Here is a 14,237-nt window from a genome sequence, read left to right on the forward strand (position 1 = left end):
ATTTGGCATTCCTGTTACCTAAAGCACTATTATCTTATCGCGCGATGCTCTTTAATAACGCGAAGCTTTTTGAAATCGTAATCCTCAGGCCCCTGAACAGGCAATCCTGCTTCCATATTTCGTTTTATATAGGCAAGGTTATCTTCTGTAATAATTTCGCCAGGGATGAATATAGGGATTCCTGGCGGGTATACCATAATAAATTCCGCAATGACTCTTCCAACTGAATCATCAAAATTAATTAATTCTGTCTCAGAGTAGAAAGCATCTCTTGGTGTTAGCGCTAGTAGAGGGATGTTTGGCAGCATTACTCGTGCCTCCACTTTAGACGCTTTATCTTTTCTTTCTTCAGCAAGTGCTTTTAGGGCATCAATTAAAATATTGGCCTCTTTTTCTGAATCTCCAGGTGTAATAATGCACAGGATATTATACAAATCTGACATTTCCACTTCTATCCGATAATTTTTACGAAGCCACTCTTCCGTATCATGGCCTGTTATGCCAAGATCCTTCACGGAAATAATTAGTTTAGTCGGATCATAATCAAATGCAGAGTCTGACTCAAGAATCTCTTCTCCAACACAGTATAAGTGTTCAATGTCATTAATTTGTCTTCGAATGTATTGTGCAAGATTAATCGTTTTATCTATTAGTTGTTTTCCCTCTGTTGCAAGTCGCTTTCTCGCAACATCTAATGATGCTAGCAACAGATAGGATGTGCTAGTTGTTGTCAACATACTTAGAATGGACTGGACTCGCTTGTAGCTAATTAGGTCGCCTCTCATATTTAAAATCGAACTTTGTGTCATAGAACCACCAAGTTTATGTACACTTGTTGCTGCGATATCTGCACCTGCTTGCATTGCAGACATGGGCAGCGCCTCGTGAAAGTGAATATGAACTCCATGTGCTTCATCCACTAGAACAGGAATATTGTAGGAATGAGCTAAATCCACAATTGTTTTTAAATCAGCTGAAATGCCAAAATAAGTTGGATTAATAACAAGTAGTCCTTTCGCATCTGGATGAAGGTCTAAAGCATGCTGAACAGATTCAACCGTGATTCCGTGAGAAATACCAAGGTTTTTATCTACTTCTGGGTGGATAAAAATTGGAATAGCTCCGGCAAATATAATCGCAGACATAACAGATTTATGAACATTTCTTGGAACAATAATTTTATCTCCTGGGCCACAAACACTCATGATCATTGTCATGATAGCACCACTTGTGCCTTGAACGGAAAAGAAAGTATGATCTGCTCCAAACGCTTCAGCAGCAAGTTGCTGGGCGTGTTTAATCATCCCTTTTGGATAATGAAGATCATCAAGAGGACCAATATTAATAAGGTCTATCGAAAGGGCGTTTTCTCCGATAAAGTTTCTAAATTCTGGATCCATTCCATTCCCTTTTTTATGCCCAGGTATATGAAATTGTATAGGATCTTTTTTAACATGTTCCAATAATCCGTGGTATAACGGTGTTTCGTGTTGTGACAATTTATTACCACACCTCTTTATTAAGTATTTTTATGCAAACATTAGCGAACTTTATTGAAATTTCTTATGTACGTGCTAGAAATTTATTGTACCTATTTGTCGCCCTTTTGTCTTTAATTTCGTTACTCTTAACAAGTTTTACCCTAATTTCAAATTATAAAAATCATAAAACAAAAGAATTATAGCATTTTTTATTTTCTTTGCATACAATTAGTTTTTACTATAGCAAAAAGAATTATTTTTTTACATGCCTTTTTGGGTGCATAAGCTTATAAAACAAAGGAAAAAGTTAGTATGAAGAAACAAGTTTTACTTTCTTACTTACTTAAATTACAATAGATTTTATCTGAAAAATACTTTAAATAATAGGATGTGGAAAAATGGATTATCAATACCCAATCGATATCGATTGGTCAACAGATGAAATCATTACGGTAGTTAAGTTTTTTGAATGTATTGAGAAAGCCTATGAAAAAGGTGTAGAAAAAGCTGAATTAATGGAACAATATCGAGCATTTAAAAAAATTGTCCCAGGGAAAGCGCAAGAAAAGAATGTCTGTGATGAATTTGAAGAAGTAAGTGGATATTCTACATATCGAACAATCAAAAAGGCGAAAGATGCTACAGAGAATAGCAGAATAAAGATGCCATAGGAAAAGGGTTATACATAAAAAGCATTCTAAGAGCAATCTTGCTAACTGTAAAGTCATGATGCTAATTAGGGTGCTTTTTTTTTCCGCATCTATTGAAGGCTAGTAGAGTGATTCTTAATAGACAAAAAAACTTGGTATACCCAAGTTTTTTTGTCCTCTTTAATACTCCATTGATAATTTATAAATTGGAAGTAATGTATCATATGTATGTTCAATTAAGGAGAGTAATGCTTCTCCATTTGAAAGAATCGGATTACCAACTGGGATTTGCTGACCAACTAAAAATTCAGCTTTTTTTACATCGCGGAACCTTGTTAAAGCTGCTTTTAAATCGGCTTCTTCTATTTTTATAGCCTCTTTTTTCATATGATCCATGGAAAGGAAATAATCTTTCGGCAGAGATGACTGTATTAGCTCGTAATTTTCTAAAAAGCCTTGTGCAATTTCTTTCTTTTTTGGAAGTTCGTATATATAAGCTAGCCATATAAAGAGATGGTCATCAAATAAGCCAACTTGGAAATGTGGATGTTGTTTATATCCACGCTTATTATTTGCAATCGCAAGCCATGTATCTTTTGGGGGATTCACGGTCCGTCTTGCGTGCTTGGCAATATGGAGGAACATTTCCATTCCGAGTTTACCTGAAAGTTCATCTGTAAGCTCTGCGCCAATTTCGAGGAATTTCGGCTGAATTCTCTCTTGAATTGCTTCCATTCTTGAATCCAGTCCTTCAATCTTAAATGTATCAAAATCTTTTTGTATAAAACCAGTGAACGACATTATTTCTTATCTCCTTTTGAGTTTATCTCTTATGTTTCCGGGTAAATAGTTTATATATAATCAAGTAAGCTATTTAGTTATTTTCTTGTATATTCATCTTTTGATATGCTTTTCGCCAATATTGTAGCATACATAAATAATATTATGAAGAAATTTGGATTGCACTAGGTTATCGCACAAAAAAGGAGCAAGCTAATTGGTTTTCACATAATATATATGAAATCACAGAAATGCAAGTCGATGAAAGGGGTGTACTGTCAGTGAAACAATTGATGAATTTAGCGAAGAAAATGGAAGTGGAAAAGGAAAAAAGGGCTGTTCTTCGTCTAGAAATGGATTATGAATTGGCTACCTTATTCGATGCAATCAATGAAAAAGATGAAAAACAAAAAAAATTAAGTAAGCAAAAACTAGAAAGAATCAGGCAGGAACTTCTAAGACTTAAAGCATTATAAGGAATATAATAGATAATCATGCAGCTGACTCTATAGGAAGGAAATTTGAATTCCTATAGAGTCAGCTGCATGATTTTGCTTGCTACATTATTTAGGGAATGATAGGAAGGAAACTTGTTTAATGGCAATCGACTTTTTAAATAGTTATTCTATAGCACTGCAATTTATAGAATTTTCTTATTTTATGATACTATAGAGAATAAGATAGCTTCTTTTGAAGTATGTTTAGAGATTATATTAGCTAAAATATAGGAAGTGCTGGAAAAAAGAATGTAAAGAAGGTTGAGAAAATGACAAATTGGCTTGAAATTGATAAGTATGCAAAAGAATGGATAAAAGAAGCGGGGGAAAGGATCATCAAGTCTTTTTCATCTGAGCTCATTATTCAAACAAAATCTAATAAAAATGATTTAGTTACGCAAATAGACAAGGGGACGGAAGAGTTTTTGATAAATAAAATAAATGATGTTTTTCCTGCTCATCGAATTTTAGGAGAAGAGGGAGTAAGTGAATCTTTAGAAGATTTAAAGGGGATTGTCTGGATTATTGATCCAATTGACGGAACGATGAATTTTGTCCATATGCAACGGGATTTCGCGATTTCAATCGGTATTTATGAGGATGGAATAGGGAAAATCGGCTTAATTTATGATGTAGTTGCAGATGAACTATACCATGTTCAAAAGGGGAATGGGGTATATATGAACGAAACAAAGCTACTCCCTTTAAAGGACACCGCTGTTGATGAGGCTATTATTGGATTAAATGCAACATGGGTTACGAAAAATAAACGTATAGATCCGAGCATTTTAGAACCACTGGTAAGGGAATCTAGAGGAACGAGATCTTTCGGGTCAGCTTGTTTAGAACTTGCCTATATTGCAGCTGGACGAATGGATGCTTATCTCACTTTAAGATTATCGCCATGGGATTACGCAGCAGGCAAGATAATGGTGGAAGAACTTGGAGGAAAGGTAACAACTTTAAAAAATGAGCCTCTTGATTTATTAACACAACAATCTTTTTTTGCTTCTAAACCTGGATTACATGAGGAAATACTCGAAAAATATTTAAAGGATGGTAACTGGTAAAAGACTAACACTGCTGTTTTTCCAATATTTGTTGCATTTTCTTTTTCTTTTGGGATCGAAGTGACCAAATCCCACACATTAAGAAAAAACAAATGAGTGTGCCAACTAATGTTTTTTCAGCAATACATATACCGATACCAATAAAACTTGAAATTCCATAGATGTTATAGTAAAAAAATGGATATTTATCAAAATTCATGATTATCTTCCTTTATTATGGTATATATTAATCGGAAATAATAGCGTATGATAATGATTAAATGATCCCACAGCGACTAGATGTGGGTTTTTTATCTATTTTCTCCTTCTATAATACAATGGGATGGCTTGGAAAGAACAGAAAAAATGTAAAGAAATTGATAATTATCGGATAAAAAGGTTAGTTTAAAAAATATTTTTCGAAAATAGCGTTTTCATTCAGTGTTTTTTATAAAAGCTTTTAGGTTTCTTCGGAATTATGTGATATAATGACTCAGTTATAATATTATTAAAAAAATAAATTAAATCAAGATAGACATATTTAGGTAGGAGTGAAATTTTTGAAAATTAGAGAAGATATTCGTAACATTGCTATTATTGCTCACGTTGACCACGGTAAAACAACGTTGGTTGACCAGCTGCTAAAACAATCCGGCACATTCCGTACAAACGAGCATGTGGAAGAACGTGCAATGGATTCCAATGATTTAGAAAGAGAACGTGGAATAACAATATTAGCGAAAAATACTGCTATTCAATATAAAGATAAACGTATTAATATCCTAGATACACCAGGACATGCTGATTTTGGTGGAGAAGTAGAACGTATCATGAAAATGGTTGACGGTGTTCTACTTGTTGTTGATGCATATGAAGGTTGTATGCCTCAAACACGTTTCGTATTGAAAAAAGCATTAGAGCAAAACTTAACTCCAATTGTAGTTGTTAACAAAATTGACCGTGACTTTGCTCGTCCTGCTGAAGTAATTGATGAAGTTCTTGACTTATTTATTGAATTAGATGCAACAGAAGAACAATTAGAATTCCCTGTTATCTATGCATCAGCTATTAATGGTACAGCCAGCACAAACCCTGAAAAACAAGATGAAAACATGCAATCATTATATGATTCAATTGTAGAGCATATTCCTGCACCAGTTGATAATCGCGAAGAGCCTTTACAATTCCAAGTAGCTCTTTTAGACTACAACGACTATGTTGGAAGAATTGGTATCGGTCGTGTATTCCGCGGTACGATGAAAGTTGGTCAACAAGTAGCTTTAATGAAATTAGATGGAACTGTTAAACAATTCCGTGTAACAAAAATCTTTGGTTTCTTCGGATTGAAACGTCAAGAAATCGAAGAAGCATACGCTGGAGATTTAATCGCAGTATCAGGAATGGAAGATATTAACGTTGGTGAAACTGTATGTCCTTTTGAACATCAAGATGCACTTCCAGTTTTACGTATCGATGAGCCAACTCTTCAAATGACTTTCTTAGTTAATAACTCTCCATTTGCAGGTAAAGAAGGTAAATATTTAACTTCAAGAAAAATTGAAGAAAGATTACGCGCTCAATTAGAAACAGACGTAAGTTTACGTGTTGAAAATACAGATTCTCCAGATGCATGGACTGTATCAGGACGTGGAGAGCTTCATTTATCTATCTTAATTGAAAATATGCGTCGTGAAGGTTATGAGCTTCAAGTTTCAAAACCAGAAGTTATTGTTAGAACAATCGATGGTGTTCGTTGTGAGCCAATCGAGCGTGTACAAATTGATGTTCCTGAAGAGCATACAGGTTCTGTAATGGAGTCAATTGGTGCTCGTAAAGGTGAAATGTTAGATATGATTAATAATGGTAACGGACAAGTTCGTTTAATCTTTAACGTACCTGCTCGTGGACTAATTGGTTATACAACTGAATTCTTAACATTAACACGCGGATATGGTATCATCAACCATACATTCGATAGCTATCAACCAATGGCATCAGGCCAAGTTGGTGGACGTCGTCAAGGTGTATTAGTAAGTATGGAATCTGGAAAATCATCTACTTATGGGATTATGCAAGTAGAAGACCGCGGAATTATCTTTGTAGAAGCTGGGACTGAAATTTATGAAGGGATGATTGTTGGTGAGCATACACGTGAAAATGACATTACTGTTAATATCACAAAAGTAAAACAAGCAACAAACATCCGTTCAGCAAACAAAGACCAAACAGCAACAATGAAAAAACCAAGAATTATGACACTTGAAGAATCTTTAGAATACTTAAATGAAGATGAGTATTGTGAAGTAACTCCAGAATCCATTCGTTTACGTAAAAAAATCTTAAATAAAGCAGAACGTGAAAGAGCTGGCAAGAAGAAAAAATCTGCTGAATAAATAAAAGAAAAGGAGTCATCTGTTGATGGCTTCTTTTTTGTGTTTAGAGTAGGGCGGAGGTAGGGATTTCGCTGGAAATTGTCATTTAGAGTGAGTAAGGTGGAAAAATAGTGTTTTTATTGGAGATGAAAACCAGATTTCGCAAGTTGAAAGAGAAAAGTGGTGTTCATAACCCCCACTTTTTTCCATTGAGCAAGAAAATCCAAAGTGAAAGGTAACAGAGAATATCTCATACTAGCTACCATGATCTAAAACCAAACGTAATAAAAATAGAAGCATAAATTCGTGTTTCCAACAAATAACCTCTAAATAACGAAGCAGTTAAAAAAGAAGTATGTAAAAAAAAGAAGACCTTAGCTAAAAGATCTTCTTTTTATTGATACTGCTTGTCTACTTACCAATCATCTTCTTGCGTTTTGTTTTGATAAAGAACAAAGTTGCCAGAATCTATTCGTTTCTTTGTATTTTCCGCAATTCGTTCTTCACATTCTTTACACATATACGTATGAATCGGCCGATTTCGTAGTCGTTTTGCCTGAAAGGAATTTTCGTCTATATCTTCAATTTTATCACATATTACACATTTTACTTTCAACAGCTGCACCTCTAATCCTATAAGATCGAAAAAAATAGATTATAGGCACATTATATATAAAATCGTATAGAAAATCGAATTTTAATCTCTTATACGATTATTCGATTGCTCATCTTGGTCATTTTTCAGTTCTTTTTCTTCTTCTTCATTCAATTTTTCATTCGGCTTTTTCATATCCCCATCTGGCTCATTTTTAATCATATCAGCAGGTACTTCAGGGATTAGTCTTCCGCTAATATCGGCCAATTCATTAAAGATACCTTGGATTGGCTTCCCATTTTGTATATCTTCGCCAATTTCTTTTAGTCTTGCATTCATATCAGGATCAGCAATAATGACAGCATTTGCCCCATCAGGATCGTTCTTTAAGCTTTCTGCAACAGAATATTTGATGGAACCGACTTCTGAACGATCTAAGTCAGCGTTAATATCCACACCTACAAGGGCATATTTACCGATGACTACTGCTGTTGCATCATTGACATTTTCGATACTTGTTGCAAGGGAAACGAGTCTTTTGGCAATATCCTGTCCTGTTTTACGGTCAACTTCCTCGATAGTAGAATTTTTTACATTTGTAACATGAGGGGTATCATCTCTATTCTCTGATTGTTGGCTATTTTCTACATTATTGTTATTACATCCAGCAAGCAGAAAAAGGATTGCAATGAACAAATATCCTTTTTTCATAAAAATTACCTCCTTTAATATTGAAGAATAACTTCTAAAAGTGTGCATTTTCACCTGATTTGTTGGTGGAAATGAGCATTTTTATGTTTTTTTATACTTCCTCTCTCTTTATTGTGAGAAATATCTTCTATCTTTATGCGATAAAACATATATTTTACCAAGGTTCTTTCCGTTACACGGATAGTGCAGCAATATATGACGTTTTAGAGCAGGGGGCATCGGTTTGAGTAAAATTTACGTATTGGATACAAATGTCTTGTTACAGGATCCATATTCCATTTTTTCTTTTAGTGACAATGATGTAGTAATTCCAGCAGTAGCATTAGAAGAGGTAGACAGCAAAAAACGGTACATGGATGAAATCGGAAGGAACGCAAGACAAATATCTAGATTGATCGATAATTTAAGAGAAGCAGGAAAGTTGCATGATAAGATTCCTTTGGAAAATGGCGGAACTATAAGAATTGAACTAAATCACCGATCTTTTCATGAGCTTCAAGAAATATTTGTGGAAAAAACGAATGATAACCGAATATTAGCAGTTGCAAAAAATTTATCAATAGAAGAAAGCAAAAAAGAAAATGGACGAACCGTTATTTTAGTAAGTAAAGATACACTAGTCCGTGTTAAAGCAGATGCAATTGGGCTTATGAGTGAGGACTTCTTAAGTGACCGAGTTGTTGAAAATGAAGATTTGTATACCGGTTTTATGGATGTACAAGTAACGATTGATGTATTAAATCGCTTTTATGAGATTGGACAGCTTCCTGTCACGGAAATTGGCAATGGAAGTTATTATCCTAATCAGTTTCTCATCTTAAAGGATGTATTAGGGTCTTCGTCATCTGCGTTAGCAATTGTTGATTCATCAAGAAAATATGTGAAAAAGCTAGTGTTTGATCATGAGCATATTTGGGGAATTCGCCCAAGAAATGTGCAGCAAACAATGGCAATTGAAATGTTATTAAAGAAAGACATGCCGTTAGTTACGCTAATAGGGAAAGCAGGAACAGGAAAAACTTTATTGGCATTAGCATCAGGATTGATGCAAACAGAAGATTTTGGCGATTATAAAAAATTATTAGTTGCAAGACCTATTGTACCAATGGGGAAGGATCTAGGCTTTCTTCCTGGAGAGAAGGAAGAGAAATTAAGGCCATGGATGCAGCCGATTTTCGATAATCTCGAGTATTTGTTTAATACAAAGAAACCTGGTGAATTAGAAGCAATTCTTGCAGGAATGGGCTCAATAGAAGTAGAGGCATTAACGTATATTAGAGGAAGAAGTATCCCTGATCAATTTATTATTATTGATGAAGCACAAAACTTAACAAAGCATGAAGTGAAAACGATTTTAACAAGGGTAGGAGAAGGAAGTAAAATTGTTTTAATGGGAGACCCAGAACAAATCGACCATCCTTATTTAGATGCTTTTAATAATGGATTAAGCTATGTGGTAGAACGTTTTAAAGACCAGCCAATAGCTGGACATGTAAAATTAGTCAAAGGAGAGAGATCGTCTCTAGCACAGTTAGCTGCAGATTTATTATAAACTTTAGCTTTTTTACGCCATCTAGCAATTGCTAGATGGCGTAAATGTGGATGGATGCTCTATTATGTAATTTTAAATGCTTTGACATTTTTGATAGGCGTTTGTTTCTTGGCTTTTGTATTATCAAAAATATATACAGGACCATCTTCTGTAAGCGGTTTTCCTTTTACGCAAAATAATAAGAAAATCGAATCGATTTCTTCTAGTGGAATAGTATATTCTTCTTCATCTGTTGTGATTAACAGATTTTTTGCTACTTCCTTTGGTTCAGTATTTTTTATAAAAGGAGCTAAAGGCATATAAAAGGTACCAGTTAGCATTTCTACTTTTTTATAAGTTTTTGTGGATTGCTCTGGCACTTTAGCACCTTCTGTAATCTCTTGATCCCAGTGCTTGGATGCTTCTTTTGTATATGCTTCTAATTCATCCTTTACTTCGACTGGCGCGAATACTGACTCAGCGGTTTGTTTACGATCATCAAATATCCATACAGTCGGATCAATGGTTATCGGAAAATTTACTAATCCGGTAACTTGAATAATAGTATTCATTAAATTCTCCTCCTTATTCTTTATTCGTTGATTGTATTAAAATTCTGCTAATTAATGAGGACATGATTGATTTATAATTAGCAGTCTAAAAACAATATTAATTTAAGTATAGCTTCTTCTTGTCTTTCTGTCATTTAGAAGGTTAGAAACGAAATTTTAGATTTTTTAAGGGGGATTGTTCTTGCAATTTTCCTAGGTTGAGTTTAAACTTTATAGATAGGATAATCGCTCGGAAACGGGGGGATAGGATTGACTTCTGAAATGATTATTAATCATAAAGAAAAAGCAAATGAGCTATTGAAAGCTGATGCTGAGAAGATATTAAAACTAATTAAAGTTCAGATGGATAATTTAACAATGCCTCAATGTCCTCTATATGAAGAGGTATTGGATACGCAAATGTATGGATTGTCTAAAGAGATAGATTTTGCTATTCGATTAGGATTAGTAGAAGAGCATGTTGGCAAGAAGATTTTAGATGAGTTGGAAAAAGAATTATCGAATTTGCATGAAGCTTCTATAAGAAAATAAAAAGTAAACTCAAACAAAAGCATTCATTGTTTGAGTTTTTTTAGTGGTTAGGTGTATTATTCTAAAATAAGGGAAGTACATACGAAATAGGATTAGTTAAAAATATATATAAGTTTACGCCCGATATTTTAAGAGAATGAATAGAAGTTTTATCCTTTTCAGCAGGAAATAGATAAGAGACAACGAATACTCTAAATGAGGAGAATGAATAAGGGATGCGGTTGAATGATAAAGAAGATATTAAAATCGTATGATTACACAATTATTATAGCGATGGTGCTGTTAATTTTATTTGGCTTAATTATGATTTATAGTGCGAGCATGGTTTCAGCAGTCCAATATTATGGACATGATAGTAGTGATTTTTATTATAAGAAGCAGATTATGAATATTATAGTAGCGGGTGCTGCATTCATTGTTGTCGCACTTTTTCCATACAAGGCCCTACTAAGCAATAGAATATTAGTACCAATGGTGTTTGGGTCTATTTTTTTCTTAGGTGGAATATTTTTGTTTGGTAGTGTTTACGGAAATGCGCAAAGTTGGTATAAAATTGGAACCTCAAGTCTTCAGCCGGCAGAGTTTGTTAAACTATCTGTAATCATTTATTTATCGGCTATCTATTCAAAAAAGCAGTCTTATATTAATGAATTCAATAGGGGTGTTGTCCCACCACTAGCCTATTTAGTTATTGTTTGTGCTTTAGTTATGGTTCAACCAGATTTTGGGACAGCGGTTATTATTCTGATGATTGGTGCAACAATTATTCTCTGTTCAGGAATGAATTGGAAGAATTTATCGAAGCTGATGCTTATTGGATTAGGATTTATACTCCTATTGCTACTTTGTATGCAGCTGGCTGGTAAAAGTGTGTTTACGGAAAAGCAAATGGCGAGAATATTTGTGTTTATGGATTCCCCTTTTGGCGAAGATGTTGTGCAAGATTCTGGTTATCATATGAGTAATTCACTTATTGCGATTGGCTCTGGTGGTCTTAAAGGAGTTGGCTTGGGACAAGGAGTACAAAAGCTTGGCTATTTAACAGATGGTCACACCGATTTTATTATGGCTGTAATAGCGGAGGAACTAGGTATCTTTGGTGTAGGCTTTGTAGTATTAGGTCTTGGCTATATTGTTTTACGGGGCATTTATACGGGATTAAAGTGCAAAGATCCTTTTGGAAGCTTACTAGCGATAGGGATTTCGAGTATGGTTGGGATTCAAGCGTTTATTAATATTGCCGGGATTTCTGGATTAATCCCATTAACCGGTGTGCCAGTACCTTTTGTAAGTTATGGTGGATCGTCCCTTTTACAATTATCTATTGGAATGGGGATTTTAGTGAATGTTTCGATGTTTGTAAAATATGAGAGGGTTTATAAACCAAAAGTTGAAGATGTTGCTGATATTCCACAGGCGAATCAACCTACTTCCCCATTTGTTCGAACAAACAGACCTTTATAGCAAAGGGCTTCCTAGTAACAAACTTTACGAAAAATGCCTAATTAATAGATTCATAAAAGATAGCACAGATAGTTGGTGCTATCTTTTTTATATTTTAAAATCTGAACATTGATATTTAAAAGGTTAATTAATTTGCTTCCTTGTAAAAAAAAGCTATAATAAAAAGAGTGTCTTTTATTCCTAAAACGCTTTCGAAGTGTTTATCTAAAATGGACAAATTTTCCAATAATGTGAAAACTGAAGTTTTTTCAAAAAAAAGAGAGAAATCTCTGTGAAAATATGTTTTAATAGCAAAAGAGTCTTTTTTAACATTACTATGTTGTTAAATGTGAATAATGACACAAATGGAAATGAACGGTTATTTAAATAGTATTTTCTTTACTATGTAATAGAAGGGGGAGACATAATCAATGGCTAATTTTCGTGCATATTCAAATGCCAAATTGACGGATAAGCAAGCCGAAACAAGTGCCTGGAAGGACTTTCTTGCATTAATTAAAATAGGAATTGTGAATTCAAACTTAATTACGGTATTTACAGGTATCTGGCTTGCAATTGTCTTTACAGATGCAAAGTTTTTAGAGCACATTGATATCATTTTATATACTTTGATTGGCTCAGGACTAATTATTGCTGGGTCGTGTGTGTTAAATAATTTTATTGATCGTGATATTGATCCATTAATGGAAAGAACAAAGGCAAGACCGACTGTAACAGGAAAAGCAAAGCCTTCAAATGTTGCAGTCCTAGGTTTTGGATTTCTTTTAATAGGTACTTTGTTTTTATTGCTAACAACTATCACTGCTACAGTTATTGCTTTAGTTGGAGCATTTAGCTATGTTGTGATTTATACAATGTGGTCTAAGCGGAGATTGGTATCAAATACTGTTATCGGGAGTTTTTCAGGAGCAGTGCCTCCACTAATTGGATGGGCCGCAATTGATCCTGGACTTGATGTTATTGCTTGGAGCCTATTTTTAATTATGTTTGTTTGGCAGCCACCGCATTTTTATTCTTTAGCGATTAGAAGAGTAGAAGAGTATCGAGCAGCAGGAATTCCGATGTTACCTGTTGTAAAAGGATTTGAAGTAACAAAGAAACATACGTATATATGGATTGTTGCATTATTTCCACTACCATTTTTGTTATATCAAATTGGTATCCCATTTTTAGTTTTAGCAACGTTACTAAATATTGGCTGGGTTATTACAGGAATTCGAGCAAGTAAAAAGCAAGATGAATATAAATGGGCTACAGCAATGTTCATCTATTCCATTCAATATTTAACAATACTATTTGTATCAATGGTGGTATTTACATTATTCTAAAGAAAAATCGCTTTTTTAGGGGAAAAACGAGTTTCGAGAATAATGACTTGTTTTAATAGAAATAAGGGAATTTGGGGAGTTAGTTAAACAAAGAGGTAAATACTATATGGAGTGGGTAGTTTAATGGAATTTACATTACCGATTTTGCCGACAATAAGTACTACATTTATCGTTTTGAGTGGCATTTTTGTAGCTATTGGCTGGGGGTTAATCAAGAAAAGAAAAAGAAAAGAACATCAGATGGTAATGCTTTTTGCAGCTGTTTTTGCCGTAATCTTTTTTGTTATCTATGCATCAAGAACGGTTTTTATTGGCAATACTTCTTTTGGGGGACCAGATGATATTAAGATTTATTATACAATCTTCTTAATATTTCATATTACACTAGCTACAATCGGGGCGGTGTTAGGAATTATTATGTTGTATACAGGCTATAAAAAACAATATGCGAAACATCGTAAATTAGGTCCAATGACAAGCATTATCTGGTTTATTACCGCTATTACAGGAACAGCCGTCTATTTACTTCTCTATGTTTTCTATCATGGTGGAGAAACAACGTCTGTTATAAAGGCAATATTAGGATTTTAATAAATGCTTCGAGAGAATAGAAGCATTCAGACTGAAGACAAATTCCTTGGAATAAAAGGACTCTGTTTTCAGTTTTTTTATTATT

Annotated in this window: 15 protein-coding genes; 9 read left to right on the forward strand and 6 right to left on the reverse strand. The window is 34.1% G+C overall.

Translation table 11 applies throughout. From position 1 onward, the window contains the following. Nucleotides 1-29: 29 nt before the first annotated feature. Entirely contained in the window at nt 30-1,499 is a 1,470-nt protein-coding gene (locus tag ACTNDN_RS02420; protein WP_031534219.1) for an aminotransferase class I/II-fold pyridoxal phosphate-dependent enzyme, read from the reverse strand. A gap of 380 nt (nt 1,500-1,879) precedes the next feature. On the opposite strand from ACTNDN_RS02420, the gene ACTNDN_RS02425 reads away from it, so the two are divergent. Continuing rightward, nucleotides 1,880-2,152, forward strand: coding sequence for a UPF0223 family protein (locus ACTNDN_RS02425; protein WP_031534221.1), 273 nt, complete (start codon nt 1,880-1,882; stop codon nt 2,150-2,152). Between the two features lie 159 nt (nt 2,153-2,311). Here ACTNDN_RS02425 and ACTNDN_RS02430 read toward each other — a convergent pair whose 3' ends face one another. Then, complete coding sequence (locus ACTNDN_RS02430; RefSeq protein WP_031534223.1) at nt 2,312-2,932, reverse strand: DUF1054 domain-containing protein; 621 nt, start codon at nt 2,930-2,932, stop codon at nt 2,312-2,314. Nucleotides 2,933-3,192: 260 nt separating this feature from the next. Here ACTNDN_RS02430 and ACTNDN_RS02435 point away from each other — a divergent pair, with 260 nt between their 5' ends. Then, nucleotides 3,193-3,387, forward strand: coding sequence for a hypothetical protein (locus tag ACTNDN_RS02435; protein ID WP_031534224.1), 195 nt, complete (start codon nt 3,193-3,195; stop codon nt 3,385-3,387). 290 nt (nt 3,388-3,677) lie between these two features. After that, nucleotides 3,678-4,478: an inositol monophosphatase family protein gene (locus ACTNDN_RS02440; RefSeq protein WP_031534226.1), complete on the forward strand. Its 801-nt coding sequence runs from the start codon at nt 3,678-3,680 to the stop codon at nt 4,476-4,478. Between the two features lie 4 nt (nt 4,479-4,482). On the opposite strand, the gene ACTNDN_RS02445 is transcribed toward ACTNDN_RS02440, so the two are convergent. Continuing rightward, nucleotides 4,483-4,677 carry a DUF5325 family protein gene (locus ACTNDN_RS02445; RefSeq protein WP_031534228.1) on the reverse strand — a complete coding sequence of 65 codons (195 nt, stop codon included), beginning with the start codon at nt 4,675-4,677 and terminating at the stop codon, nt 4,483-4,485. 340 nt (nt 4,678-5,017) lie between these two features. Between ACTNDN_RS02445 and typA the strand changes: the two genes are divergently transcribed. Further along, nucleotides 5,018-6,850 carry a translational GTPase TypA gene (typA, locus tag ACTNDN_RS02450; protein ID WP_031534229.1) on the forward strand — a complete coding sequence of 611 codons (1,833 nt, stop codon included), beginning with the start codon at nt 5,018-5,020 and terminating at the stop codon, nt 6,848-6,850. A 394-nt stretch (nt 6,851-7,244) separates the two neighbouring features. Here typA and ACTNDN_RS02455 read toward each other — a convergent pair whose 3' ends face one another. Further along, complete coding sequence (locus ACTNDN_RS02455; RefSeq protein ID WP_031534230.1) at nt 7,245-7,445, reverse strand: YlaI family protein; 201 nt, start codon at nt 7,443-7,445, stop codon at nt 7,245-7,247. 81 nt (nt 7,446-7,526) lie between these two features. Continuing rightward, nucleotides 7,527-8,135, reverse strand: a complete 609-nt coding sequence (locus tag ACTNDN_RS02460; RefSeq protein WP_031534233.1) for a YhcN/YlaJ family sporulation lipoprotein — start codon at nt 8,133-8,135, stop codon at nt 7,527-7,529. A gap of 223 nt (nt 8,136-8,358) precedes the next feature. Here ACTNDN_RS02460 and ACTNDN_RS02465 point away from each other — a divergent pair, with 223 nt between their 5' ends. Continuing rightward, nucleotides 8,359-9,687 (forward strand): PhoH family protein, encoded by a 1,329-nt coding sequence (locus ACTNDN_RS02465; protein WP_035415906.1) that lies wholly within the window; start codon nt 8,359-8,361, stop codon nt 9,685-9,687. A gap of 62 nt (nt 9,688-9,749) precedes the next feature. Here ACTNDN_RS02465 and ACTNDN_RS02470 read toward each other — a convergent pair whose 3' ends face one another. After that, nucleotides 9,750-10,238, reverse strand: coding sequence for a hypothetical protein (locus ACTNDN_RS02470; RefSeq protein ID WP_031534237.1), 489 nt, complete (start codon nt 10,236-10,238; stop codon nt 9,750-9,752). A 249-nt stretch (nt 10,239-10,487) separates the two neighbouring features. On the opposite strand from ACTNDN_RS02470, the gene ACTNDN_RS02475 reads away from it, so the two are divergent. The 4 genes from ACTNDN_RS02475 to ACTNDN_RS02490 all read left to right on the forward strand — a co-directional run bounded on the left by ACTNDN_RS02475 (nt 10,488) and on the right by ACTNDN_RS02490 (nt 14,152). Then, a complete protein-coding gene (locus ACTNDN_RS02475) occupies nt 10,488-10,769 on the forward strand; it encodes a YlaN family protein (RefSeq protein WP_031534239.1) in 282 nt (93 codons plus the stop codon). A gap of 225 nt (nt 10,770-10,994) precedes the next feature. Next, nucleotides 10,995-12,233, forward strand: a complete 1,239-nt coding sequence (locus ACTNDN_RS02480) for an FtsW/RodA/SpoVE family cell cycle protein (protein ID WP_031534241.1) — start codon at nt 10,995-10,997, stop codon at nt 12,231-12,233. Nucleotides 12,234-12,643: 410 nt separating this feature from the next. Then, entirely contained in the window at nt 12,644-13,561 is a 918-nt protein-coding gene (gene cyoE / locus ACTNDN_RS02485) for a heme o synthase (protein ID WP_031534243.1), read from the forward strand. Between the two features lie 123 nt (nt 13,562-13,684). Beyond that, complete coding sequence (locus ACTNDN_RS02490) at nt 13,685-14,152, forward strand: DUF420 domain-containing protein (RefSeq protein ID WP_031534245.1); 468 nt, start codon at nt 13,685-13,687, stop codon at nt 14,150-14,152. Nucleotides 14,153-14,237 lie beyond the last annotated feature (85 nt).

The organism is Niallia sp. HCP3S3_B10 (assembly GCF_052064465.1).
In the GTDB taxonomy this organism is placed as follows: domain Bacteria; phylum Bacillota; class Bacilli; order Bacillales; family Cytobacillaceae; genus Niallia; species Niallia hominis.

What these genes read in the sequence shown, in the direction of transcription:
- ACTNDN_RS02425 (WP_031534221.1), top strand. Translation starts at nt 1,880, where the DNA reads ATGGATTATCAATACCCAATCGATATCGATTGGTCAACAGATGAAATC.
- ACTNDN_RS02430 (WP_031534223.1), bottom strand. Translation starts at nt 2,932, where the DNA reads ATGTCGTTCACTGGTTTTATACAAAAAGATTTTGATACATTTAAGATT.
- ACTNDN_RS02440 (WP_031534226.1), top strand. Translation starts at nt 3,678, where the DNA reads ATGACAAATTGGCTTGAAATTGATAAGTATGCAAAAGAATGGATAAAA.
- ACTNDN_RS02445 (WP_031534228.1), bottom strand. Translation starts at nt 4,677, where the DNA reads ATGAATTTTGATAAATATCCATTTTTTTACTATAACATCTATGGAATT.
- ACTNDN_RS02460 (WP_031534233.1), bottom strand. Translation starts at nt 8,135, where the DNA reads ATGAAAAAAGGATATTTGTTCATTGCAATCCTTTTTCTGCTTGCTGGA.
- ACTNDN_RS02470 (WP_031534237.1), bottom strand. Translation starts at nt 10,238, where the DNA reads ATGAATACTATTATTCAAGTTACCGGATTAGTAAATTTTCCGATAACC.
- ACTNDN_RS02480 (WP_031534241.1), top strand. Translation starts at nt 10,995, where the DNA reads ATGATAAAGAAGATATTAAAATCGTATGATTACACAATTATTATAGCG.
- cyoE (WP_031534243.1), top strand. Translation starts at nt 12,644, where the DNA reads ATGGCTAATTTTCGTGCATATTCAAATGCCAAATTGACGGATAAGCAA.
- ACTNDN_RS02490 (WP_031534245.1), top strand. Translation starts at nt 13,685, where the DNA reads ATGGAATTTACATTACCGATTTTGCCGACAATAAGTACTACATTTATC.